Origin of the sequence: Algoriphagus sediminis, from assembly GCF_030403435.1 — a bacterium.
GTDB lineage: Bacteria > Bacteroidota > Bacteroidia > Cytophagales > Cyclobacteriaceae > Algoriphagus > Algoriphagus sediminis.
Genome location: NZ_JAUEPH010000002.1, coordinates 633,075 through 657,887 on the forward strand (window position 1 = coordinate 633,075; position 24,813 = coordinate 657,887).

At 40.5% G+C, this 24,813-nt stretch carries 19 protein-coding genes; 12 read left to right on the forward strand and 7 right to left on the reverse strand.

The genetic code is table 11. The features are described from left to right. The first annotated feature begins 21 nt into the window (after nucleotides 1-21). The 3 genes from QVH07_RS05990 to QVH07_RS06000 all read left to right on the forward strand — a co-directional run bounded on the left by QVH07_RS05990 (nucleotide 22) and on the right by QVH07_RS06000 (nucleotide 5,122). On the forward strand, nucleotides 22-2,778 hold the full coding sequence (locus QVH07_RS05990; protein ID WP_289999248.1) for a DNA gyrase/topoisomerase IV subunit A: 2,757 nt from the start codon (nucleotides 22-24) through the stop codon (nucleotides 2,776-2,778). Further along, nucleotides 2,778-3,500 carry a TrmH family RNA methyltransferase gene (locus tag QVH07_RS05995; protein WP_289999249.1) on the forward strand — a complete coding sequence of 241 codons (723 nt, stop codon included), beginning with the start codon at nucleotides 2,778-2,780 and terminating at the stop codon, nucleotides 3,498-3,500. The genes QVH07_RS05990 and QVH07_RS05995 overlap by 1 nt, the downstream gene beginning before the upstream one ends. A gap of 62 nt (nucleotides 3,501-3,562) precedes the next feature. Continuing rightward, a complete protein-coding gene (locus tag QVH07_RS06000; RefSeq protein WP_289999250.1) occupies nucleotides 3,563-5,122 on the forward strand; it encodes a hypothetical protein in 1,560 nt (519 codons plus the stop codon). Between the two features lie 57 nt (nucleotides 5,123-5,179). Here the strand turns inward: QVH07_RS06000 and QVH07_RS06005 are convergent, their stop codons facing one another. Beyond that, complete coding sequence (locus tag QVH07_RS06005) at nucleotides 5,180-5,617, reverse strand: peptidylprolyl isomerase (RefSeq protein ID WP_289999251.1); 438 nt, start codon at nucleotides 5,615-5,617, stop codon at nucleotides 5,180-5,182. 110 nt (nucleotides 5,618-5,727) lie between these two features. Further along, complete coding sequence (gene pckA / locus QVH07_RS06010; protein ID WP_289999252.1) at nucleotides 5,728-7,329, reverse strand: phosphoenolpyruvate carboxykinase (ATP); 1,602 nt, start codon at nucleotides 7,327-7,329, stop codon at nucleotides 5,728-5,730. A gap of 307 nt (nucleotides 7,330-7,636) precedes the next feature. Here pckA and QVH07_RS06015 point away from each other — a divergent pair, with 307 nt between their 5' ends. Continuing rightward, on the forward strand, nucleotides 7,637-9,163 hold the full coding sequence (locus QVH07_RS06015; RefSeq protein ID WP_289999346.1) for a peptide MFS transporter: 1,527 nt from the start codon (nucleotides 7,637-7,639) through the stop codon (nucleotides 9,161-9,163). A gap of 44 nt (nucleotides 9,164-9,207) precedes the next feature. Here the strand turns inward: QVH07_RS06015 and QVH07_RS06020 are convergent, their stop codons facing one another. Further along, nucleotides 9,208-9,903 carry a TetR/AcrR family transcriptional regulator gene (locus tag QVH07_RS06020; protein ID WP_289999253.1) on the reverse strand — a complete coding sequence of 232 codons (696 nt, stop codon included), beginning with the start codon at nucleotides 9,901-9,903 and terminating at the stop codon, nucleotides 9,208-9,210. A gap of 129 nt (nucleotides 9,904-10,032) precedes the next feature. Then, on the reverse strand, nucleotides 10,033-11,325 hold the full coding sequence (gene tyrS, locus QVH07_RS06025; RefSeq protein ID WP_289999254.1) for a tyrosine--tRNA ligase: 1,293 nt from the start codon (nucleotides 11,323-11,325) through the stop codon (nucleotides 10,033-10,035). 169 nt (nucleotides 11,326-11,494) lie between these two features. Here tyrS and QVH07_RS06030 point away from each other — a divergent pair, with 169 nt between their 5' ends. After that, entirely contained in the window at nucleotides 11,495-14,713 is a 3,219-nt protein-coding gene (locus QVH07_RS06030) for a S41 family peptidase (RefSeq protein ID WP_289999255.1), read from the forward strand. A gap of 34 nt (nucleotides 14,714-14,747) precedes the next feature. Here QVH07_RS06030 and QVH07_RS06035 read toward each other — a convergent pair whose 3' ends face one another. Both QVH07_RS06035 and QVH07_RS06040 read right to left on the reverse strand, forming a co-directional pair. Next, a complete protein-coding gene (locus tag QVH07_RS06035) occupies nucleotides 14,748-15,077 on the reverse strand; it encodes a BlaI/MecI/CopY family transcriptional regulator (protein ID WP_289999256.1) in 330 nt (109 codons plus the stop codon). A gap of 152 nt (nucleotides 15,078-15,229) precedes the next feature. Continuing rightward, on the reverse strand, nucleotides 15,230-15,979 hold the full coding sequence (locus QVH07_RS06040) for an acyl-CoA desaturase (RefSeq protein ID WP_289999257.1): 750 nt from the start codon (nucleotides 15,977-15,979) through the stop codon (nucleotides 15,230-15,232). A gap of 133 nt (nucleotides 15,980-16,112) precedes the next feature. On the opposite strand from QVH07_RS06040, the gene QVH07_RS06045 reads away from it, so the two are divergent. From QVH07_RS06045 to QVH07_RS06070, 6 genes are all read left to right on the forward strand, one after another. Then, nucleotides 16,113-16,481: a phage holin family protein gene (locus QVH07_RS06045; protein ID WP_289999258.1), complete on the forward strand. Its 369-nt coding sequence runs from the start codon at nucleotides 16,113-16,115 to the stop codon at nucleotides 16,479-16,481. Nucleotides 16,482-16,633: 152 nt separating this feature from the next. Further along, nucleotides 16,634-17,191, forward strand: coding sequence for a hypothetical protein (locus tag QVH07_RS06050; protein WP_289999259.1), 558 nt, complete (start codon nucleotides 16,634-16,636; stop codon nucleotides 17,189-17,191). A gap of 54 nt (nucleotides 17,192-17,245) precedes the next feature. After that, nucleotides 17,246-18,148, forward strand: coding sequence for a histone deacetylase family protein (locus tag QVH07_RS06055; RefSeq protein WP_289999260.1), 903 nt, complete (start codon nucleotides 17,246-17,248; stop codon nucleotides 18,146-18,148). Nucleotides 18,149-18,241: 93 nt separating this feature from the next. Beyond that, complete coding sequence (locus QVH07_RS06060) at nucleotides 18,242-18,844, forward strand: OmpH/Skp family outer membrane protein (RefSeq protein ID WP_289999261.1); 603 nt, start codon at nucleotides 18,242-18,244, stop codon at nucleotides 18,842-18,844. Nucleotides 18,845-18,929: 85 nt separating this feature from the next. Then, nucleotides 18,930-19,901 (forward strand): deoxyhypusine synthase family protein, encoded by a 972-nt coding sequence (locus QVH07_RS06065; RefSeq protein ID WP_289999262.1) that lies wholly within the window; start codon nucleotides 18,930-18,932, stop codon nucleotides 19,899-19,901. A gap of 1 nt (nucleotide 19,902) precedes the next feature. After that, a complete protein-coding gene (locus tag QVH07_RS06070) occupies nucleotides 19,903-21,543 on the forward strand; it encodes an OmpA family protein (RefSeq protein ID WP_289999263.1) in 1,641 nt (546 codons plus the stop codon). Nucleotides 21,544-21,567: 24 nt separating this feature from the next. Here QVH07_RS06070 and QVH07_RS06075 read toward each other — a convergent pair whose 3' ends face one another. Beyond that, nucleotides 21,568-22,986 carry a Gfo/Idh/MocA family protein gene (locus QVH07_RS06075; protein ID WP_289999264.1) on the reverse strand — a complete coding sequence of 473 codons (1,419 nt, stop codon included), beginning with the start codon at nucleotides 22,984-22,986 and terminating at the stop codon, nucleotides 21,568-21,570. A 201-nt stretch (nucleotides 22,987-23,187) separates the two neighbouring features. On the opposite strand from QVH07_RS06075, the gene QVH07_RS06080 reads away from it, so the two are divergent. Next, nucleotides 23,188-24,777: a beta-N-acetylhexosaminidase gene (locus tag QVH07_RS06080; protein ID WP_289999265.1), complete on the forward strand. Its 1,590-nt coding sequence runs from the start codon at nucleotides 23,188-23,190 to the stop codon at nucleotides 24,775-24,777. Nucleotides 24,778-24,813: the final 36 nt, after the last annotated feature.

Here is a 24,813-nt window from a genome sequence, read left to right on the forward strand (position 1 = left end):
GGTCAAAATTTTAATAAATAAATGAGCGAGGAGAATAACACTCACGAAAATAACGACGAGGATTTACAAGTATCTGTTCCGGTTTCCGGAATGTATAAGGACTGGTTTTTAGATTATGCTTCCTATGTAATTCTGGAGCGCGCCGTACCTGCCATTGAGGATGGATTAAAGCCTGTACAGAGAAGGATCCTTCATGCCATGAAGGAAATGGATGATGGGCGCTTTAATAAGGTGGCAAACATTATTGGTCAGTCCATGCAGTATCACCCTCATGGTGATGCATCCATTGGGGACGCCATTGTTAACCTAGGCCAAAAAGACCTGCTGATAGAAACTCAGGGAAATTGGGGAGATATCCGAACCGGTGATAGGGCCGCCGCCGCCAGATATATTGAGGCAAGACTTTCCAAGTTTGCCTTGGAAGTAGTTTTCAATCCTCAAACCACCGAATGGCAGCTATCTTACGATGGCCGTAAAAAAGAACCGATTACTCTTCCCGTTAAATTCCCACTTTTACTTGCTCAGGGTGTGGAAGGGATTGCTGTTGGTCTTTCGACCAAAATTCTTCCTCATAACTTTTGTGAGCTAATCGAGCAATCCATCAAGGTTTTAAAGGGTAAGAAACCGAAGATTTTTCCAGATTTTGCCACAGGAGGTCTAGCAGATTTTTCTGAATACAATGAAGGCCAAAGAGGCGGTAGGGTAAAGGTTAGAGCAAAAATAGAAGAAGTAGACAGTAAGTCACTTGCCATCAGAGAGATACCTTATGGTGAAACTACGGATTCATTGATAGATTCTATTCTGAAAGCCAATGATAAAGGAAAGATCAAAATCAAAAAGGTGGTTGATAATACTGCCAAGGATGTAGAGATTATCGTGCATTTAGCCACAGGGGTTTCACCTGATGTAACTATCGATGCCTTATATGCTTTCACGAATTGTGAGGTTTCCATTTCACCCAATGCCTGTGTAATTGTAGAGGAGAAGCCGGTATTCATGTCGGTGAATGATATTCTCACTTACAATACTAGTCAGACGAAGGATCTCCTCAAGCGAGAGCTGGAAATCCGGCGGGGAGAATTAATGGAGAAGTTACTTTTCTCATCACTTGAGAAGATCTTCATAGAAAATAGAATTTACCGGGATATCGAAGAGTGTGAAACTTGGGAAGCAGTGTTGGAAGCAATTGATTCCGGTTTGGAGCCCTATAAGCCGGATTTTTATCGAGAAATCACTCAGGATGACTTGGTTCGCTTGACAGAAATTCGGATCAAACGAATCTCAAAATTTGACGCTTTCAAGGCGGATGAATTGATGAGAAGACTTCAGGAGGAACTGGATCAGGTGAATTATAACCTCGAAAACCTGACTGATTATGCCATTGGGTATTATCAGAAGCTTCTGGATAAGTATGGCAAAGGAAGAGAAAGAAAGACTGAGATCCGGGCTTTTGACACCATCAAAGCCACAGTAGTTGCAGCAAACAATGCCAAGCTTTATGTAAATCGAAAAGATGGTTTTGTTGGCTTTGGTCTGAAGAAGGAAGAGTTTGTAAGTGAATGTTCAGACCTGGACGATATTCTTGTCATTCGAAGAGATGGAATCTGCATGGTGTCCAAAATCCAAGAAAAAAACTTCATGGGTAAGGATATTCTGTACGTAGGAGTTTTTAGGAAGGGCGATGAAAGGATGGTTTATAACCTGATTTATCTTGACGGTGGCTCCGGTAGGACCATGGTAAAAAGATTTCAGGTTTTAGCAGTTACCAGAGATAAAGAATATGTTCTCACTAAAGGTGCAAAAGGTTCTAAAGTTCTCTATTTGACGGCAAATCCAAATGGTGAGGCGGAAATCGTTACCGTTAGCTTGACTCAAGGAGCCAAGGCAAGAGTGAAAGTTTTTGATTTCGATTTTGCCACTTTAGACATAAAAGGAAGAGGTGCCGGAGGAAATATCCTTACCAAATACCCTGTACGCAAAGTGGTGCTTAAAATGGAAGGGGTTTCCACGCTTGGTGGTTTAGATATTTATTATGATTCAGTGGTGGGTAGGCTTAATACCGACGAGAGAGGAGAGCTAATTGATAATTTCCTCGGTGACGACAGAATTTTGGCAATCTATAAAAATGGCGAATATGAGCTAACGAGTTTTGAGCTGACCAATCGCTACGATGCTCCAAATCTCCTTTTAATTGAAAAATTCGATCCTGAGAAAGTTATATCGGTGGTTTATTATGATGGTGCCAGCAAAACTCACTATGTGAAACGCTTCCAGATCGAAACTAGCACTTTGAATAAGCGATTTAACTTTATCACCGAGCACAGGTCCTCAAAGCTCTTGATAGCATCTACCGCAAAGCAGCCGCAGGTAAAGGCCACTATATTGAAGAATAAGGAGAGAGTAGAAACAGAATATGATCTGGATATGCTTATTGATGTAAAGGGGTGGAAAGCTATTGGTAATAAATTGAGCAATTATCCAGTGAAGAAATTGGTGCTTTTGGACACAGATTCTGAAGAGGTGGAAATTGAACAAAAGGAGGAGGAAGGTGAGTCTGAGAAGGCTGATTCAAATTCTCCGAAAGGAGAATTAAATTCCGGTAAAACTGTTGAAAAAAAGCCAACAGTAGAAAAAGCGAAAGCTGTTACCAAATCTGAAGACAAAAAGAAGACCGAATCTGAATCAGAGAATTCTGAAGGGGATGATTTAGAAGTGGGGTCCACCATTGACCTTTCTCCAAAAAAGAAAGATAGTGATGATCAACTGGGGCTTTTCTAATGAGGTCTTTTGAAGATATTCAAAGCTCAATATCTTTTCAAAGGGCATTCAAAGCCTATTTAAAAAAGTATGTAACCCCTCATAAACAACAGCTGATTCGTGCGGTCTTATCGAAAAGGACGAGAAAATTCACAGTGGTTTTGGAGGATATCTATAAACCTCACAACGCCAGTGCTGTTCTTCGAACTTGTGATTGCTTCGGCATACAGGATGTGCATGTGATTGAGAAATCTAAGGAGTATCATATTAATCCTTATGTCACCAGGGGCGCCGCTCAATGGATAACCTTACATAAGTATTTTAATGCGGAGGGCTCTTCTGTTCAAGATTGCTTTGGGACTCTCAAGAAGTCGGGTTATAAGATTTTTGCAACGAGTCCAGAAGCCGGATCAATTCCAGTACAGGACCTAGATGCGAGCCAAAAGATCGCTCTAGTTTTTGGAAATGAACACGAAGGAGTTTCGGAAGAAGTGAAAAGCTCCTGCGATGGAATGGTTCATATCCCTATGCATGGATTTTCAGAGAGTTTTAATATCTCGGTTGCTGCGGCGATTTTTTTATATGAATTGACTAAAGGAAAAAGCTTTGAATCGGATCCGGAATATTTCCTCTCAAAGGAAGAGAAGGATGAAATTGAGTATCACTGGTTTCGGGACGTCGTGAAGAATGTGGATGCTCATGAAGCCAAGTTTATTAAGATCTGGGGGAAAGATCAGGTGTAATTTTGAGGAACTAGTTTATCAAGTAAGGCTGAAATAATATCTTTAGGAAAATCACCTAAAGCATGAAAAAATTCTTTCTTTTTCTTTTGGCCATAATAGTAGTTGGTGTTTTCTCGGTCACCATTTATGGTTTTTTTCAATTTAAGGATCGGCACGAAGGCTATTGGCTTGATTTAACTCTGAAGAGTTCTAATCCAGGTGAGGTTAAATCCGGCTTTGCCAAAGTTGATATCAGCCCGGAAATTACTGAGACATGGATTGATGTCAATGGAGATGCTCAGTTCAATGCTGAAGATGGGGATACCTTTGACGACGTCAATGGTAATGGAAAATTCGATGCAGTTTGGTTAGCAGGTTTTCAGAATTCCAGAGCAGCTCAATCCATTTTAGATCCTCTTTGGGCTAGGGCGATGGTTTTGGATGACGGTCAAAATCAAATTGCCATATGTGTTATCGATATGATCGGGTTTGGAAATGATGAGGTAATCACTACCCGAAAGATGATTCAGGAAAGTGTTCCAGAACTGGATTATGTAATTATTTCCAGTACACATGTACATTCATCACCAGATTTGATGGGGATGTGGGGGCCTTCAGAATATGAAAGAGGGGTCGACCCAAAGTACCTTGAAAAGGTTCAAGAGGGAATTGAGTTGGCAGTAACTGAAGCTTTTAAGTCTCGAGTCCCAGCCAAGTTTAAATTTGCGATTGAGGAAGAAAAATTGAAGCCATTAGTTGGTGATACCCGAGATCCACAAGTTTTCGATTCTTCACTTAAGTTAATGCAGGTTATAAATAAAAAAACTGATGAAACTCTTGGGACATTAATGAACTGGGGGAATCATCCAGAAACACTGTGGCTGGAGAATATCAAGGTGAGTTCGGATTTTGCTGATCCATGGCGAAATATGGTAGAATCAGGGATTGTGGTTGGAGATAGTACTTTGATGGATGGGGTAGGAGGTGTTGCCATTTTTTTAAATGGGGCTGTGGGAGGCTTGATGACTACACATCCATCCATGGAAGTTACTGACCCCTTCTCTGGAGGATCTTTTCAATACCAGGATGTAAATAAAATTATGGCTCAGGGAAGAGCTTTGGCGAAAGCTACACTTGAAACACTTTCTGATTCCTCGGTAACAACTATTGAGGAACTCAATCTCAATGTAAGAGCGAAAAGTCTCGAATTAAAGATGGATAATCAACTTTTCCATTTAGCAGCTTTCCTGGGGATTTTTGATAGGGGGTTCACCAAGTGGAAGCATATTCGATCAGAAGTCTCTGCCTGGACACTGGGGCCAGCCACTTTTGTGCATGTTCCTGGTGAGCTTTATCCAGAAATTCTTCATGGAGGGGTGGAGTCTCCTGAAGGTGCAGATTATACCATCGAACCACAGGAGGTACCCGCTATCCAAACAATGATTCAAGGGGAATTCAAATTTTTTGGTGGAATTTCTAATGACATGATTGGATATATAGTACCCAAATCACAATGGGATGTGAATCCTCCATTTACCTACGGGTACGAATCTAGACCTTATGGAGAAATCAACTCCCTTGGGCCGGAAACGGCCCCAGCCATTCACAGAGCGGTACTTGAAGTCCTAAATGACTTAAAGTAAATTCCAGAAGATATTTAGAGAAATCAATAAAAAAAGCTCCTCGATTGAGGAGCTTTTTTATTCTTCGCTGATGGTTATTTTTTCAATTTTATCACCAGCTCTAATGTCATCAATCACATCCAAGCCTTCCACCACTTTACCGAAGCAGGTGTGATTTCTATCGAGGTGAGCGGTATTGTCTCTGCTGTGACAAATAAAGAATTGAGAGCCTCCTGTATTTCGTCCGGCGTGAGCCATGGATAAAACACCCCGATCATGATATTGATTTTCCCGGTCAAGTTCACAGTCAATTACATACCCCGGACCTCCAGTGCCATTGCCTTTGGGACAACCACCCTGAATTACAAAATTAGGGATGACTCTGTGGAAAGTGAGCCCATCATAAAAGCCCTTTTCAGCCAGATCTGTAAAATTCTTTACGGTGTTAGGTGCGTCCTTTTCATAGAACTCTACCTTCATGGTTCCTTTTTCGGTTACTATTTCAGCTGTTTTCATTTGGTTATATAAAAAGTCAAATAAAGATTATTATGACAAAAATAGGGGAAGCTACTTTGTATTCTGTACCGCAAATAAAAAAAGGAGTGATATTTCACTCCTTTTAGAAACTAAATTTTAGGTTCTCCTTTTAAAATATCCTCGGAAGCCTGGCTTTCGAATTTCTTGAAGTTTTCGACGAAGGCTTTCGCTAAATCCTGAGCCTGTTTATCGTAAGCCTGGACATCAGACCAAGTATTCCTAGGATTCAATACTTCTGAAGGAACATTCGGACAGCTTTGTGGGACTTCCACACCAAATACCGGGTGCTCTTTGAATTCCACTTTATCGAGCTGATTTTCCAGTGCTGCCGTGATCATGGCTCGCGTATAGGAAAGTTTCATTCTTGAGCCTACTCCGTAAACCCCTCCAGTCCAGCCTGTGTTGATGAGCCAGACATTGACATCTTGTTCTTCCATTTTTTGACCAAAAAGCTTAGCATATTCAGTAGCATGAAGTGGAAGAAAAGCTGCTCCAAAGCAAGCTGAAAAGGTCAATTTAGGCTCAGTGACACCCATTTCTGTTCCTGCAACTTTTGCTGTGTATCCAGAAATAAAGTGGTACATAGCCTGACTTTTGTTGAGCTTGGAGATGGGTGGTATCACTCCAAAAGCATCAGCTGTTAGGAAAAAGATATTCTTAGGAACTCCTGCTATCGATGGGATAATGGCATTTGCTATGTGATCAATAGGATATGCAGTTCTCGTATTTTCCGTGACAGATGAGTTCGAATAGTCAACCTCACGAGTGCCAGGTTTAAATCTTGTATTTTCTACAATTGCTCCAAATTTAATCGCATCCCAAATTTCAGGCTCCTTTTCTCTCGAAAGGTCAATGGCTTTTGCGTAGCACCCACCTTCAAAGTTGAAAACAGAGTTTTGGGTCCATCCGTGCTCATCATCACCTATTAAATTTCGATTCGGGTCGGCTGACAAAGTGGTTTTCCCAGTTCCGGAAAGCCCAAAAAATATTGCCGTGTCTCCTTCTTTACCAACATTTGCAGAGCAATGCATGGATAGGATATTCTTTTCATGCGGAAGGATAAAATTCAGGACAGAGAAAATACCCTTTTTCATTTCACCTGCATATCCGGTCCCTCCAATGATAATCATTCGCCTGGTCATGTCGAGGATTGCGAAATTTTCATTTCGTGTACCATCCTCGCTAGGGTTTGCTTTGAACTCTGGAGCACAAAGAATAGTAAAATCAGGCTCAAACTTCTCAAGTTCTTCCTTTTCAGGCCTGAGGAACATGTTATGGCAAAACAAGTTATGCCATGCCCAAGTATTCACCACCCGTAAATTCAAACGATGATTTGGATCTGCCCCGGCATAAGCATCCCGAACAAATAATTCCTGTGAACTTAAATAGTCTTTCATTTTATTCATCAGGGATTCAAATTTTTCCGAATCAAAGGGGATGTTAATGTCATCCCACCAAACGGAGTCTTTGGTCTTTTCATCCAAAACAATAAAGCGATCCTTTGGGGACCGCCCTGTAAACTTTCCAGTATCCGCCATTAATGCGCCAGTGGAGGTGAGTTGTCCTTCACCACGCTCCAGCGACCGCTCAACTAGGGCCGCTGGAGGTAGGTTGAAGTACAATTTTTTGCTTGTTGAAAAGCTCAGATAATCTAATGGTGAAGCGTTGGCTTCCAGAACTTCGTTCTGCATAAATATTTGGGTTTACAAATCTGAAAATTGTCTACACAAAAGTAAGTAAAAGGACTTTTCCACCTAACAAAAAAATGCCTTTATTTTGTCGCGTAATCGATTACGAACAAAAATCAGAAGAAAATATGCCTTATGTCATATTTCTTGGTTTTGATGAAATTTTAGTATTCCTTTTTCTAGCTTATTCAGCCGTTTCTGTAGTTTTTTTCGGTAAATCTTCAAAATCGGTTATCATTGTAAATCTAATTTTACCCAAAAATTAAATTCATTGGAAAATCTGAAAACTTCAGAGTTTGATGGACCTACCATGTTTGGCCACCCAAAAGGCCTGATGACTCTATTCTTTACCGAAATGTGGGAGAGGTTTAGCTACTACGGTATGCGGGCTCTCCTAATTTTATTTATGACCACTGCCATTGTAGATGGAGGTTTGGGCTTTGATGATAAAACATCCGGAGCCATTTATGGCCTCTACACCATGGGTGTTTATCTATTGGCTTTACCTGGAGGATGGCTTGCTGACCGGCTTTTTGGCTTAAAGAAATCAGTATGGTATGGCGGAATTATCATCGCCTTGGGTCACTTTACCATGGCTTTGCCTGGCGTATCAAACCTGATTTCAGGAGAAGGGCATGAGGCCAAAGTGGCATTGACCTCTTTAGACACCACTTCATTCTTTTTGGGACTAATTCTGATTGTTTTGGGAACTGGGCTTTTGAAGCCAAATATTAGTTCCATTGTCGGTCAGTTATATAAACCTGGAAGTTCGAAAAGAGATGCAGGCTTCTCAATTTTCTATATGGGAATTAATATTGGTGCTCTGATCGCCCCGATCGCTTGTAGTACCTTGGCTGAGTATGACTGGCACCTCGGTTTTGGCTTAGCCGGCCTAGGTATGGTTTTCGGCTTGATTCAGTATAAAGCCACCGCAAAGTCTCTTGAAGGCTATGGAGAAAGCCCGGAGGTTCAAACAGAACAAGAAATCGCTTCACAGAAAAAGCTAAAATCCTTGGTAACCTGGATTGGTATTGCCTTGGTCGGAGTGGTTTTGTTTCTTTTTTCAGGGCTGATTTCTTTTGAAGCCACAGCAATTGCCGGGGCTTCCGGTTATACTATTGCAGCGGTCGCATTTGGATATTTAGGCTATGTGATCCTTTTCGGAGGTTTATCCAAAGGAGATAAGAATAAAGTTGGGGTGATAGCTATTCTGTTTTTATTCTCTGCCATGTTCTGGTCGGGATTTGAGCAGGCGGGAAGTACCTTAAATCTTTTTGCTGAGCGCTTTACTGATCGTACGGTTTTTGGATGGGAAATTCCTACGGGCTATTTCCAGTCTATCAACAGTATGTTTATCATTCTTTTTGCTCCGTTTTTTGGAGCCATGTGGGTGTGGTTAGGTAGGCGACATTTAGAACCTAGCTCTCCAATGAAATTTACTTTTGGTTTGCTTCTTCTGGGCATTGGCTTCTTTGTGATGTATTTCGCAGCAAAGATTGCTGCTTCAGGGGATTTGGCTGCCCCATTTTGGTTGATTTTGACTTATATGCTTCACACTTTCGGGGAATTGAGTTTGTCACCTGTTGGTTTGAGTTTGGTGACAAAGCTGGCCCCAAAAGGCTATGGGGGTCAAATGATGGGCATTTGGTTCCTATCTGTATCTCTTGGAAATCTTATTGCGGGCTTAATAGCCGGAGAAGCAAGTGGAGGAACAGATGAAGCGCTTGCCAGAATGCCAGATCAGTACATGCTGATTGTTTACACAGTAATTGGATCGGCCGTCCTTTTATTCTTGCTAAAACCAATAATTCGGAAAATGATGGGAGAGGTTCATTAATCCTCCTAAAGCTAAAAAGCCCCAATTCTGGGGCTTTTTTTTGTCTAGAATAAACTTCCTTGAACCGTCACGGGCTTACTGGCCTGAACGGTGCCTTTGAGCATATCCTTAATTAATTTAAGGTATCCCTTTTCCCAATTCTCATCGTTTATTTTGATTTCCTTTTCTTCATAGCCTATCGGACCCCGGAGCTTCTCGTATCCAATCATCATACTCCAAATAGCATAAAAGGTGATTTCGGGCTGTAGTTCTGGCCTGATGCTTCCATCTTTAATTCCTTGGCTTATCATTCGAATTCCAAGCTTAGCAGGATCATGATGCGTTTCCAGAAGCTTTTGGAATTGCTCACTTTCTAAAATCCGAGGGTGAATTGAATCTCTTTTAGATGGATCGTTGTACTTTTTTAGTAGGTCCAGAAAATCCACAATGGAATCAAAGTAGACCTGATTTGCTTTGGCAAAGGAGGATACCGATGTGAATAGGTCGCAAACCTGATCTAAACCGCTTTGTCCCTTTTTGCGAATCACTTCTTTGAAAACCTCTTTAAATTGGTCAAAAGCTCTTCTGGTTAAAGCAAGATATAGGTCCTCTTTATTCTTAAAATAAAAATAGGTCAACCCTTTACTTATTCCTGCCTCTTTTGCCACATCTTCCATTCGGGTGGCCTGATAACCTTTGCTCGTGAAGAGGCTTGCTGCCGCTTCAAGGATGACTTTTTCCTTATTCTTTTCTGAAGGCATAGGTTTAAATAGTGTATTTTTTGAAAAATTAAATTTCGGTCAAAAACCTCAATACGTCATCAAAGTAATGATTTTTGTCGAAATATGACTCTTTTTACTTACGAGTTTTACAACAAAATTGACCAAGGGTTAATTCACTTCTAGGATGAAGTAGTTCTTTTTGCCTTTTTGAATCAAGATATATTTTTCTTGTAGCAGGTCGGCCTTGAAATCAGCATTTGGATCCTGAATCTTTGTTTTATTTATACTTACCCCACCTCCTTGAATCATCTTTCTGGCTTCCCCTTTGGAGGAGAAAACCAAGCCTTGGCTTACCTCGCCAAAAAGGTCAAGATTTGTATTGATTGATTCAAAATCTGATTTACTGACTTTCGCTTGAGGAACTCCTTCAAAAACTTGGAGGAAGGTACGCTCGTCAAGTGATGCCAATTCTTCTGTGGAAGATTTTCCAAATAAAATCTGTGAGGCTTTCACTGCCATCGCCAATTCCTGATCTCCATGGACCATTTTTGTTATGGATTCGGCAATTTGTTTTTGAAGAATTCTCAAATGCGGTGCCTCAGCATGTTTTGACTCTAGGTCTAATATGGTTTCCTGATCAAGAGTAGTAAAAATCCGAATGTATTTAGAAGCATCTTCATCACTCACGTTCAGCCAAAACTGATAAAAAGCATAGGGTGACGTTTTTTCAGGGTCAAGCCAGACCGATCCACTTTCAGTTTTACCAAACTTGGAGCCATCAGCCTTAGTAATTAAAGGTACGGTAAGGGCATATGCTGATCCTCCGCCCATTCTTCGGATGAGCTCAGTTCCGGTAACAATATTTCCCCATTGATCTGAACCGCCTAACTGAACCGAGCAGTTTTCATTCTTCCAGAGATGGTAGAAATCATAGCCTTGAATAAGTTGGTAAGAGAATTCCGTGAATGAAAGGCCATTACCATCCTCTAACCTTCTTTTAACACTATCCTTGCCCATCATGTAATTTACGGTGATGTGCTTACCCACTTCTCTGATGAAGTCCAGGAAGCTAAATTCAGACATCCAGTCATAGTTATTTACAAGGACAGCATGGTTTTTGGCTTCAGCCGAAAAATCAAGAAACTTTGCCAGTTGTGCCTTGATGCACTCAATGTTATGATCCAAGGTTTCTTTAGACAGTAAATTTCGCTCAGCAGATTTAAAAGATGGATCACCGATCATTCCAGTAGCCCCTCCAACCAAAGCATAAGGCCTATGACCAGCTCTCTGAAAGTGAAGTAATGTCATGACCCCAACCAAATGTCCAATATGTAAGGAATCGGCTGTCGGATCAAAGCCAAGGTATGCTGAGGTCATCCCTGAACTTAGTTGATCTTCTATTCCAGGTGTCATGTCTTGGAGCATTCCTCTCCACTTCAATTCTTCAATAAAGGAGTTCATTCGATTGATTCGGCTTTTTCAGTGCGCAAATATAGCCTAGGTAATTTGCTAATTGAAATCATTGTCCGGGAGATTCTAATTACTTTTGACACCGAACCCGTTTATGTAATATAAATGCAATAATGTTGTATTTATTAATTTAATTTATTCCGTAACCATAAATTGAAATATGAAAAAAATTTATTCGGCTATTGCCATGTCCTTTCTTGTTTTAAATGGCTTATTGGCACAAGAAAACCTAAAATGGCTGAGATATTCTTCCATTTCACCCGATGGAACTCAAATAGCTTTTACCTATAAGGGGGATTTATATTCTGTTCCGAGTCAGGGCGGGGAAGCCAGACAGCTGACATTTCATGAAGCACATGATTATATGCCCGTTTGGAGTAAGGACAGCCAGCAAATAGCGTTTGCTTCAGATCGGTATGGGAATTTTGACATTTTTGTAATGGATGCTTTAGGCGGCTCCGCCACCAGGCTGACTTTTCACTCAAATGACGAGACCCCATATAGTTTCTCAGCAGATAATGAGTCAGTAATTTTTGGAGGGGTCCGAATGGATATAGCAGAACACAGGCAGCATCCTTCCAGGTCCATGACAGAGCTTTATCAGGTGCCAAAGTCAGGTGGTAGAGTAGATCAGGTTTGGACCATCCCTGCGGAATATGTCCAAAGCAATTCGGAGGGAACCAAAATGCTCTATCATGATAAAAAAGGCGGGGAGAACGAGTGGAGAAAGCATCACGAATCAAGTATCGCAAGGGACATTTGGATGTATGACTCTTCGAATGGGACGCATACTATGTTGACAGATTTTTATGGAGAAGATCGAAATCCAGTTTTTTCTCCTGACGAATCTGAAATGTATTATCTAAGTGAGCAGGAAGGAGATTTCAATGTCTTTGCAAAATCACTTACTGGAAATTCAACACCGATGTCTTTGACAAATTTTGAAGGCTTCCCAGTAAGATTCCTTTCCATTTCTCAACAAGGAAAAATGGCCTTTAGCTATGATGGAGAGCTTTACACCTTAGAAAAAGGACAATCTCCACAAAAGGTATCTGTAACAATCCGTACGCAAGATGGTGCAAACGCAGATCGCTTCATTTCAATAAATGGCGGAGTTCAGGAAATGTCCATTGCTCCGAACGGAAAAGAAATAGCTTTCGTGGCCAGAGGTGAGGTTTTCGTGACCTCTGTGGACGGTACAATGACAAAGCAAATATCCAAGTCTCCAGAGCAGGAGAAGTTTGTAGAGTTCGCCCCAGATGGAAAGTCAATCTACTATGCTAGTGAGCGTGATGAGCGCTGGCAGATTTTTAAAGCAGAAATCAAACGTGAAGAAGAGCCTTTTTTCTTTGCCTCCACCCTAATCGAGGAAACTCCTGTCCTGGATATAGAAGGAGAAGCATATTTGCCTAAGCTTTCTCCAGATGGGAAGAAAATGGCTTATATAGAAGACAGAAAGAATTTAATGATTTATGATCTTCAGAGTGGATCAAAAGTACGATTGCTGTCTTCGGATGAACTCTTCCACATGAGAGATGGTGATCAGTATTTTACCTGGAGTCCCGATAGCAAGTGGCTTTTGGCTACTTACCGCCCAACGATGGTGAACTCTGAAGTTGTACTCTTAGATGCTTCTGGGGAGCAGGAGATGAAGAAGCTGACTCGAAGTGGGTATTCTGATTCCAGCCCAACTTGGGTAAACGATGGTAAGCAAATGCTTTGGTTTTCTAATCGGGATGGTTTGAGAAGTTATGCTACGAGTGGTCGAAGTGAATTGGATGTGTATACGATGTTCTTCGAACAAGAAGCCTGGGATAAGTTTAATCTTTCAGAGGAGGAGTTTAAGCTGATGAAGGAGATCGAAAAAGCCAATAAACCCGATGAAAAGAAGGAAGATGATGAGGAAGATAAAGAAGAAAAGGTAAAAGATCTCACCTTTGATTTAGATGATATTGATGATAGGAAAGCAAGGTTAACTATTCATAGCTCCAGGCTTACTGATGCAGTTTTGTCTAAGGATGGGGAAAAACTTTACTATTTGGCCTCTTTTGAAAAGGGCTATAATCTATGGAGTACAAATCTTAGAACTAAAGAAACTAAGCAAGAATTGTCCTTGAATGCTGGCTATGCGAGTTTATCCTGGGATAAAGAAAAAGAAAACTTATTCCTTGTGAATGGAGGTTCAATCTCGAAAATCAATCCGAGCAGTATGAAAAGGGAGACGGTTAAAATTTCAGGTGAGATGAAGTTTGACAAGACTGCTGAGTTCCAATATATGTTTGATCATGTTTGGTTAAGGACAGATGGGATATTTTATACTCCTGATATGCATGGAGTGGATTGGGAACAGCTAAAGTCAGATTATGAAAAGTACCTACCATATATTGGAAATAGCTATGAATTTTCAGAAATGATTTCTGAGCTTCTAGGGGAACTGAATGCCTCTCACACTGGAGCGCGATATTCAAGAAACGTAAGTATGCCCGACCAGACCGCAGCTTTAGGGATTTTCTGGGACTATGGATTTGAAGGTGATGGAATCAAAATCACTGAGGTTATTGAAGGTGGTCCTTTGGACAAAGCTAATTTAGATGTCTCAGAAGGGATGATCATTACTAAAATTAATGGAAACCCGATTACAGCTGATAAGGATTTTGCACAAATGCTAAACAGAATTTCTGGAGATTTAACCCTTCTAGAGCTTTCTAATGACTCTGGATCCATTTCAGAGATCACTGTAAAGCCAATTTCACTAGGTGAGGAAAATCGATTACTCTATAAAAGATGGGTAAAAATGAACCAGAGGGAAGTAGAAGAGAAATCTGGGGGTAAGCTCGGCTATGTACACATTCCTGGGATGAGTGATGGTCCATATAGAGATATGTATGAGGAAATGATGGGTAAATACCATGATGCTGATGCAGTGATTGTGGATACCCGTTTCAATGGAGGTGGGGATTTAGTGGCAGATTTGGCCATGTTTTTCACAGGTGAAAAATTTCTCACATATGCTACCGAAGAAAGGGCAGTTGGGTATGAACCAACAGCAAGATGGACTAAACCAACCCTGGCCATGTTTAACGAAGCGAATTACTCTGATGGGCATTGCTTTGCTTGTGGATATACCGACCTTGAAATAGGGACCACATTGGGGATGCCTACTCCTGGCACCTGTTCCTTTGCAGGATGGGAAGGATTGCCTGATGGTTCCAGATGGGGAACAGTTCCTGTTTCTGCTAAAAACAAAGCAGGTGAGTGGCTAGAAAACAATGAAACTAAACCACAAATTCAGATAAAAAATATGCCCGGTCAGATAGATCGTGGGATAGATCAACAGTTAGATAAGGCGATCGAAGTTTTATTAGAAGAAATTAAGTAAGAAAAAAGCCCTGATGGTTCCATCAGGGCTTTTTTTATTGATACTCTTTAGTATTCAAAGCTTCATCGTTTTTGAAAAACTCGTGGAGCTTTTTAAACGAACTGTCAAAGTATCCGTCGAGCATCTTCTTGATGATAAAGGTTCTGTACTCATCCTTTGAAACAATAGGAAAGTATTCATGGCTTTTTCCGTATGATTTATGACTTACGAAGCCTTTTCTTTCCAAAATTCTAACAATAGTTGAGACTGTGTTGTAAGCAGGCTTCGGGTTGGGCATATGCTCAAGCATATCTTTAACGAAGCCTCTTTCCATTTGCCAAAGGATCTGCATAACTTCTTCTTCGGCTCTAGTAAGTGGTTTCATAATTTGAGGTGTTAAGTTAAATTTTGTCTCAAATTATGGCTTTAGTTTTTTTAATCAAATTTTTTGAGGAATAAGAATTGATTTTCATCAAATTTGTATAAAAAAAAGCCTTCCAAATCGGGAAGGCTTCCAAATTTATTGTAAAAGCTGGGTTAAGCAGTCCTCAATTTAATGATTCCCGTGGCATGCAAAAGCTTCACAACTGGATAAGTTGGATCAAATTCATACCACTTCACTGCAAAGTTGGGTCGGTTTGGCAGTTTGTGATGATTATTTTGGAATAGCTCTCCGAGCATCAATACATCAAGGAGTAGACTGTTTTTGGATTTATCGTTATTGTCAAAGTTAGCATATCCGTACTTATGGCCGCTCCAATTCACTATCGCACCGTGGACTGGTCCCATTAAGAAGTGGATTGGTAAAAGGAAGTACATCCACCAATGAGTTCCAGGCAATTCGAAAACGGAAATACATAGCACATAAATGGCCACATAAATTAATCCCCAAGCAACTCGAACTCCCATTTGGTCCGCAAATTTGTCAAACTTATACCAATCAGGAATATCCTTTGAGAATCTCTCTTCTGGCTTCAATCTGAAAGAAAAATACTCATTATAAATGTTTTTAGTCTTCCACATCATGGTGAAAAGATTTTCGGTATGATGCGGGCTGTGTGGGTCTTTTGGAGTGTCACTGTAAGCGTGATGCATCCTGTGAAGAACAGCATAGGCGCGTGGGGAAAGGTAAGAGCTTCCCTGCCATACCCAGGTGAAGAGATAAAAGAAACGCTCCCAAAATTTATTCATCACGAACATTTGATGAGCAGCGTATCTGTGAAGGAAAAAGCTCTGGCAGAATAACGAGAAGTACCAGTGCAGTAAAAAGAAAATAATGATAATCACTTGAAGGATCTGGTTGATTAGAATTCAAATATAATTGACGAGAGCAAGAAAGCCTCAATTATTCAGTCAGATATGTGTAGAAATATGATTTTTTATGGTTTGCTAACTTCAGGATTTCTTTGTTTTTTCATTTATGCAAAACGAATCAAAGGCTAAGACCTATTTGATCAAAATTTTGATTGGCGGTGTCGCAGTCACAATTGCTGAATTTTTACTCCCTGGGATCCATCTGGACAGTGTGATGACCGGATTTATTTTAGCAGCTGTGATTATTTTAATCAACCTGACGATAAAGCCTCTTTTCATCATATTAACTTTGCCAATCACGGTCTTTACCTTGGGTTTATTCTTGTTGGTAATAAATGCTTTGGTAATATTGGTTTGTGACTGGTTGATTCCCGGTTTTATTGTGGATGGATTTTGGTGGGCTTTGCTTTTTGCTTTAGTTCTCAGTATCCTTAATGGTCTTTTTGGAAATTCTCTAGATTCCACCCAGCGTTAAACCATTATTATTGATAATAAGTATCATAATTTAAATTTATGATCAATAAAGTTGAGGATATTTGTTCAATTTGATGAAATACTTTACTTTTTCTGATGGATTCAGGAAAAAACGGAATTGTGAATCTTTTTTTTTGATTATTTAAGATGAATATGCTTACCCAAAACCCAGGATTTGATCAGGAGCGCATTGCTGAGCTCAAGGCAGAATTGGCTAAAGCCAACTCTATATATAAGGTCATTCCCGACGACGAAAACTCAGATGAGTTTGTGAATTTTTACTTTATAGGAATGTATGAAGGCAAGGAAGTAATTTACGATGCTGCACTTTATACTTTGCGGCTTCACCATTCTTCAGAAGTTTATGAACTAGCAGAGCATGAAGCAGCAAAAAAATTCCCGGACTTTAATGGCATTTCATACGATGAAGATGAAAATGGTAATATGCTTCCCCTAAATAGCGCTCAGGAAGAAATAGGCTGGTTCATTACGGAAATAATAATGGAGATTGAGGAAGAAGAGAGAATAAAGGTTCAAGAGTTTGTGGATATTGATACAAACCATGACTTTGGATTAGGCCTTGATGCTGCATTGAATGTAGATGCCATTGATGATTCAGTAATTCGAAAGTTCATCAAAGAATTCAATGATGACACACTCAAGCTAGACCCTACCGCCTTTTCCTTCCAGACTGAAGAGGAAGACATTTAATAATAAATCACGAACAAATCACCGTGCGCTTGGTTTTCAATCAAGCGTTTTTTTATGCTTAAAATTGCCTGGTCACCCCTTTATTCACATCCATTGCCAGAGGGTCATAGATTCCCAATGGAAAAATATGCGCTACTTCCAGAGCAATTAAAATATGAGGGTACTGCAAATGATTCCCACTTCTTTGAACCAGGGATGCTTGATGAGAAGTGGATTCTAGATGTTCATGATCACGATTATTTGCAAAAGCTCCATTCTTTATCACTCAGCAGAAAAGAGGAGCGAAAGACAGGGTTTCCACTTTCTAAACAACTAGTCCAAAGAGAGATCAATATTCTCTGTGGCTCAGTAATGGCTTGTGAATTTGCCTTAGAACATGGCATTGCAATGAATATTGCGGGAGGAACGCATCACGCCTATGCTGATCATGGGGAGGGCTTTTGTTTATTGAATGATATCGCAGTTGCAGCCAATTATTTATTAAAAAACAAATTGGCTAAGCGGGTTTTAGTTGTTGACTTGGATGTTCATCAAGGAAATGGGACCGCTTTGCTCTGCAAAGATGAACCCAACATTTTTACCTTTAGCATGCATGGTAAATCCAATTACCCTATGCACAAAGAAAAATCTGATTTCGATATTGCACTTCCAGATCATACCAAAGACGGGATATATCTTGAAAACCTTAAAATTACTTTACCTAAGCTTATCGATAAGTTCCAACCGGATTTCATAATCTATCAGTGTGGAGTGGATATTTTAGATTCAGACAAGCTTGGAAAGCTGAGCGTATCATTACAGGGGATTAGAGAAAGAGATGAATTTGTTTTGGGTTCGGCATTCGAAAAAGATATTCCTGTAATGTGCTGCATGGGTGGTGGCTATTCACCTCAGATTCGGGATATTATTGAGGCCCACGCCATGGTTTACCGTCTTGCTCAGGATATTTTCTTTTAGTTTAACTCAAATTAATGTAAGCCTTTGGCCATACACTCTCCTCAATTCAATTCTTTAATTATATTTGCGGCCTTATCATTAAATTATTCCAAAGTGAAAAAATCATTTAGAATACTATCACTCTTATTATTATTCGGAATTACCCTTTATTCCTGTAATCAACCTGCCTCTTCAGATTCTGCTGAAACTACAGAAACTGAAAGCAGTGTTTCAATTAGCGATTTGAATATTGCTTATGTTTCCACAGATAGTGTGATCAACAAGTATGAATATTTCAAGCTTAAATCTGAAGAGATCACAGAAAAGGGGAAAAGATTCGAAACCGAGCTTCAGAGCCGCGCCCAAGGATTCGAAAGGGAAGTCGCTAATTTCCAGCAGTCAGCGAATAATATGACTCAGAATCAAGCACTTGCAAAGCAGGATGAACTTGTAAAGAAGGAGCAAAACCTAATGACCTACAGAAATAACATTATGCAGGAGCTTTCTGCAGATGAAGCGAATCTGTATAATGAGGTTTACGAAGAGATTCAAACCTTCATGGAAGGTTTTGCAAAGGAAAATGGCTATAGCATGATTTTGAGCAAAACAAGAGGAGGGGCTGTATGGTATGCCAATGAGTCGATTGATGTTACGGAAGCCGTAATTGAAGGCTTGAATAAGGCTTATAATGAAAACAAAACAGACTCAGTTAAATGATTGGGTTAAATTGATATTGTTAAACCCGGCTGGTCCGGGTTTTTTTGTGCGAAAGAAGTATTTTTGAGACTAATCTCATTTCCATATGAAAATCACGAATTTCTTAAAACATCATTTCAGACATTTTAACTCTGCCGCATTGATCGATGCTGCTGAAGGATACAAGAATCACCTCGATAACGGTGGCCAGATGATGGTTACTTTGGCAGGAGCCATGTCTACTGCGGAGCTGGGCATTTCTCTGGCTGAAATGATACGACAGGATAAGGTCCAAATCATTACTTGCACAGGTGCCAACCTGGAAGAGGATGTGTTTAATCTGGTTGCTCACGATTACTACGAGCGTATTCCAAATTATCGGGATTTGTCTCCTCAACAGGAGCAGGATCTCCTGGAAAGGCACATGAACCGGGTGACCGATACTTGCATTCCTGAAATGGAGGCTATGAGGAGAATAGAAGACATTATTCTCGATGAATGGATGAATGCTGATAAAAATGGAGAATCCTATTTTCCACACGAGTTTTTCTATAAAATTTTACTCTCTGGAAAATTGGAGAAATACTACCAGATTGATCCAAAGAACAGTTGGCTGCTAGAGGCTGCTAAAAAGAATCTTCCGATTATCGTACCGGGATGGGAGGACTCTACACTTGGAAACATGTATGCGTCTCATTGTATTTCTGGAGATGTGAAAGATGTGCATACCGTTAAGGGGGGCATTCAGTATATGATGTATTTATCTGATTGGTACATTTCTAAAGCGAAAGAAGAAAGTACTGTTGGTTTCTTCCAAATAGGAGGGGGCATTGCAGGTGATTTCCCGATTTGTGTTGTACCCATGTTGCATCAGGATCTTCAAATGGAAAACATTCCTCTATGGGGTTATTTCTGCCAAATTTCTGACTCAACCACTTCGTATGGTTCTTATTCCGGTGCTGTACCCAACGAAAAGATCACCTGGGGAAAATTGGGAGTGGATACTCCAAAGTATATCATTGAATCCGATGCAACAATTGTGGCACCATTGGTGTTCGCGATCGTTCTAGGAGAGTAATATGTCAATAATAAAACAACCAGTATTTAGACTTATAGTCTTAAGCTTATTCACGCTGGCCTCTCCGGTCTTGGCCCAGGAAACGGTTTCCGTAACTGGGGCAAACTCAAATCAGAATGATTGGAATCCTGTTTGGCTTGGAGATGGAAGATTGCTATTCACGAGAGCTTTTCATCCCGAAAATATTGGAGGAACTAGTGACCGGGGAGACATCTGGATGATCGAAAAGGATGAAAACGGAAAGTGGAGAGAGGCAATTCACCGTGCTGACTTAAGTACATCCGGGTATGACCTAGCTCTTGGAATGCCAAACGTGATCACTCTGCTTGTTTTTCATGAGGAGGGCAATGGAAATCGTGGTATTCATGAATACGCTAAATTTGGGAGGGATTGGAATTACCGAAGAAGGTTAGAAGTACCTAAAATCGATCAGTTCTCAGGTTTGGTAAGTGGTTCTGTGGTGGATGGAAAATTAATTTTTTTATCTGGCGAAACACCTGATTCAATGGGTAATGAGGACCTTTATGTATTTGAGTTAGTTTTTGGAATCACTTGGTCCGAACCTATTAATCTAGGTACTGTGATCAATACTTTTGGTCAGGAGGTAAGTCCACTATTCGATTCAAAAACTCAAAGGCTTTACTATTCAACGAACAATCGACCTGACGCCGAAGGAAAGGATGTTTATGTGGCTTTAAAAACCGGAGAATCTTGGCAGGATTGGAGTAATCCTATAAGATGGGACCAAATTAACAGTGCAGGCTCTGAATCAGGTCTGGCAATTATAGCGGAAAATGAAGTGGTTTGGGGATCTAGTCAAAATAGTGGTGGGTTTTTTGATTTGAGGAGCTTTGCCACGGAAGTGGAATTGGATATTCCTTCAGATTTTGAACCTGCGTTGAGAAGGTCTTTGGCCCGCGAGTCAGCAGACATTTCTGCTCCTGAAAAATCAGTGACTTATTTGACGGAGGAAAAGATCAAACCGATATCTCCAAAAATAATGGTTGGAAAGCCTGAAATTGGGTTGTTTCTTGACTCAGTGCAGCTTGAATCTAAGCCATTGGTTTGGATTGCTGTGGATGCAAAGGAGAAGATCAAACTTGATTTTACAGTAGAGTTCATGTCTAAAAAAAATCCTGTGACCTTTAGTAAAACTGATTCCATCCTATATGCGGATTTGCTGTCAAAAGGGGTTGATGAAGTTAAAGTCAGTAGTCCTGGTTACTTCCCATTTACTTTCTCTACAGATGAATTAATTGTCGATCAGCCCAATATTGCCCTTCTGGCTAAGGTTCAAAAAGGTCAAAGTATAAAACTGGAAAAGGTGGCTTTTTCCAGAGGAACAGCTGAATTTGAAGGCTTAGATACTGAATTAGCCTTGAAGGAACTGAGCACTTTTCTTTTGGAAAATAAGGAGCTATCAGTCCGCATCCATGGACATACGGACAGTTCAGGTGATCCTGGCTTGAACAAGGCATTATCACTCGACCGTGCACGTGCAGTTAGAGATTATCTTGTGGATTTGGGGGTTGAGTTTGAAAGACTAAGAATCTCCGGTTGGGGAGGTACGAGACCGATTGCCTCAAATGCAACAGAAGCCGGACGACAAAAAAACAGAAGGGTTGAACTGGAAGTCCAGTAATACCCTTCTTTTAATTCACCTTATTTAAAGGCTATATCCGTCTCGGTAGTCTCTTCTCACAAATTGATTTGCAGGTTCAAAGTTTTTAATCTGCATATTTGGTCCGTCCCAAACCAACTTAATACCACGACCGGGAAATTCACCTTTTTTATCTTGATAATCATAGCTTCGTATGGCTAGATTTCCCATAAGCACTGATTCAGTTAATGGGCCTGCAGTTGAAAAAGGTGAGCTCAATCTGTTGAATTCCTCTGAGCCATATCCTGCTATACATGCTTCAACCCAATTATTGTAATGACCTCCATCACCTTTTGGTACTCGATATAATGTTTCTGGGACATTAATATCTTTTGTTCTTGAGGTCGGAAGAAGCTGTGGGTTTCTTCCATAAGTAGCACACATCATCTTACCTTCCGTACCTTCTATAATTACACCATTTCCTCCATCACCCATTATTTCATTGGGTTCTAGCTCTTCAGGACGAGTGGGTTGGATTCCACCATCCATCCAGTGGAATTCTAAGTCCTCCTTGCCTGGTCTATCAAATCGTAAGGTTATATGAGAGGAGGGAGGACAGCTCTCAGGGAAGAATCCTCTTTGGAACTCACCAACATAAACTGATCCCACACTGCATTCTGCTGATTTTGGGTATCCCAGTTCCAAAACTCGGAAAGGAGGCTCCATGATATGGCATGCCATGTCTCCAAGGGCTCCCGTCCCATAATCCCACCAACCTCTCCAGTTAAAGGGAACAAGGTTACCCACGTAATCCTTGTAAGGAGCGGTTCCTAACCATAAATCCCAATCCAGGTCTTCTGGTGGAGTCATTTTATTTTCTGGCCATGGAATGCCTTGTGGCCACACCGGCCGGTTTGTCCACGAGTATACCTTAGTTGCTTCTCCGATCAGTCCAGCTTGATACCATTCTACCATTTTTCTAACTCCATCACCCGAGGAGCCCTGATTTCCCATCTGAGTGACCACTTTGTACTCTTCGGCAGCTTCAGTAAGCTTTCTTGCCTCATAAATATCGTGGGACAAAGGTTTCTGCACATACACATGTTTACCCATTTTCATAGCCATCATCGCTTGGACTGCATGCATGTGATCCGGGGTAGAAACTGTTACGGCATCAATGTTATTTTCCTCAGCCTCAAGCATCTTTCTGAAATCCTTGTAGTATTTGGCCTTCTTCATTTTATTAACTACCTGGGATGCTCTAGAATCATCTACATCACAAAGCGCAATGAATTCTGCTTTTCCACTCTGAAAAACTCCTCGAACATCATTGCCTCCCATTCCTCCAACACCGATTCCTGCCACCCTAAGCTTATCACTAGGTGCAATAAATCCAGGTCCACCAAGGACACTTCTGGGAACTATATAAAAAGAAGCAGCGGAAGCGGCAGCAGTTTTAAGAAATTTCCTCCTACTATTTTTCATGAGATATTTTTGGGTTAATTGTTTTATGGTTATGAAATCATAAGCTAGCAAAAAGTCAGATTTTATCAGAAAAGTTGAGAATCAGATTTATTCTATCCTCGATTTCCCCTAATCCTATGGCATCTTGCTTTATCTAAGAAATCCTTTTTTATACTAATCTTTATTGAAAATTTAGATTAAGTTTGGTCTAAATTTAACATTATGAAGTCATATTTAATCCCCATTCTTTTATTAATTCTCTTTTCTTCCTGCGGTAGCCAGCCGGAAGAATCTCTGACAGAAAAAAGTATAATTCCATTACCAAGAGAAGTATCTAATGGCTCAGGTAGTTTTCAAATTAATCAATCTTCATCCATCAAGATTGAGGGTAGTGGGGAAGGGATCGATTGGATTGCTTCATTCTTAGCTGACGAAATAGGAAAAGCAAGTGGGTCCACTCCGGCTGTATCTGATGGAGGAACAATTATTCTTCAAAGAACCTCAGGAACGAATTATGAAGCCTATTCAATAGATATTTCAGAAGAGTCAATTATTCTGAGTTCAGATGGAGAGCCGGGATTATTTTATGCTGTACAAACACTTTTGCAGACTCTTCCACCTGAGATTGCTTCTAATGGTCAATTGGAATTGCCAGTAGAAATCCCCGCTGGAAAAATCATTGATGAACCGGAATATGGCTATCGAGGATCCATGTTGGATGTGGCTAGACACTTTTTCAGTGTGGAAGATGTAAAGCACTACATAGATATTATGGCAAGGCTTAAGTACAATTTTTTTCATTTACACCTTTCTGATGATCAAGGCTGGAGAATTGAGATTAAATCTTGGCCAAAGCTGACGGAAATTGGAGGAAGTACCGAAGTTGGTGGTGGAGAAGGCGGATTTTACACTCAGGAAGAGTACAGAGAAATCGTAAATTATGCTGCTCAGCGATACATTACAGTGGTTCCTGAAATCGATATGCCTGGACATACCAATGCGGCGCTGGCTTCTTACGCTGAGCTAAATCCCGGAGTTAACCTTGCTAATGGAGTTTTAGATTCTTTGACAAAGCTACCTCTCGATTATGATATGCCTTTGGTAAACCCTCAACCAGCAGAACTTTATACTGGAATTGAAGTCGGGTTTTCCACATTTGCCACTGATTTGCCACTGACTTATCAATTCGTTGATGATGTGGTAAGGGAGATAGTGGAGCTTACACCAGGACCATATTTTCATATCGGAGGAGATGAATCTCATGTAACCGAGAAAGGGGACTACATCAATTTTGTGGAGCGGGCTCAGGAAATTGTCGCTAAATATGGAAAAATTAGCATTGGCTGGGATGAAGTAGCAACCACCACTCTACGTCCAGAAAACATTGCTCAATATTGGGGAGATGATGAAAATGCTCTTTTAGCCGTTGAGCAAGGAAATAAGGTTTTAATGTCCCCAGCCAAAAAGACTTATATGGATATGCAGTATGATTCTACAACCTATCTTGGTTTGCATTGGGCTGCTTATATTGAAGTTGATGATGCTTACAATTGGGATCCAGCCAATTACCTCGAAGGAATAGAGAAAGAAAATATCCTTGGGGTAGAGACTCCACTTTGGTCAGAGACCATAACAAACCGAGAAGAGATAGAATACATGATTTTCCCTAGAATTTATGCTACGGCGGAAGTGGCCTGGACACCTTCAAGCATGAGAAACTTCAATAATTTCTCAGAGAGACTTGCTTCTGCATCCAAACGATGGGATGTTCGGGGAATCAATTATTATAAGTCACCTCGGGTGAATTGGTAGAATACCCAAGGATAGTTAGGTAGGATTTCTATCTTT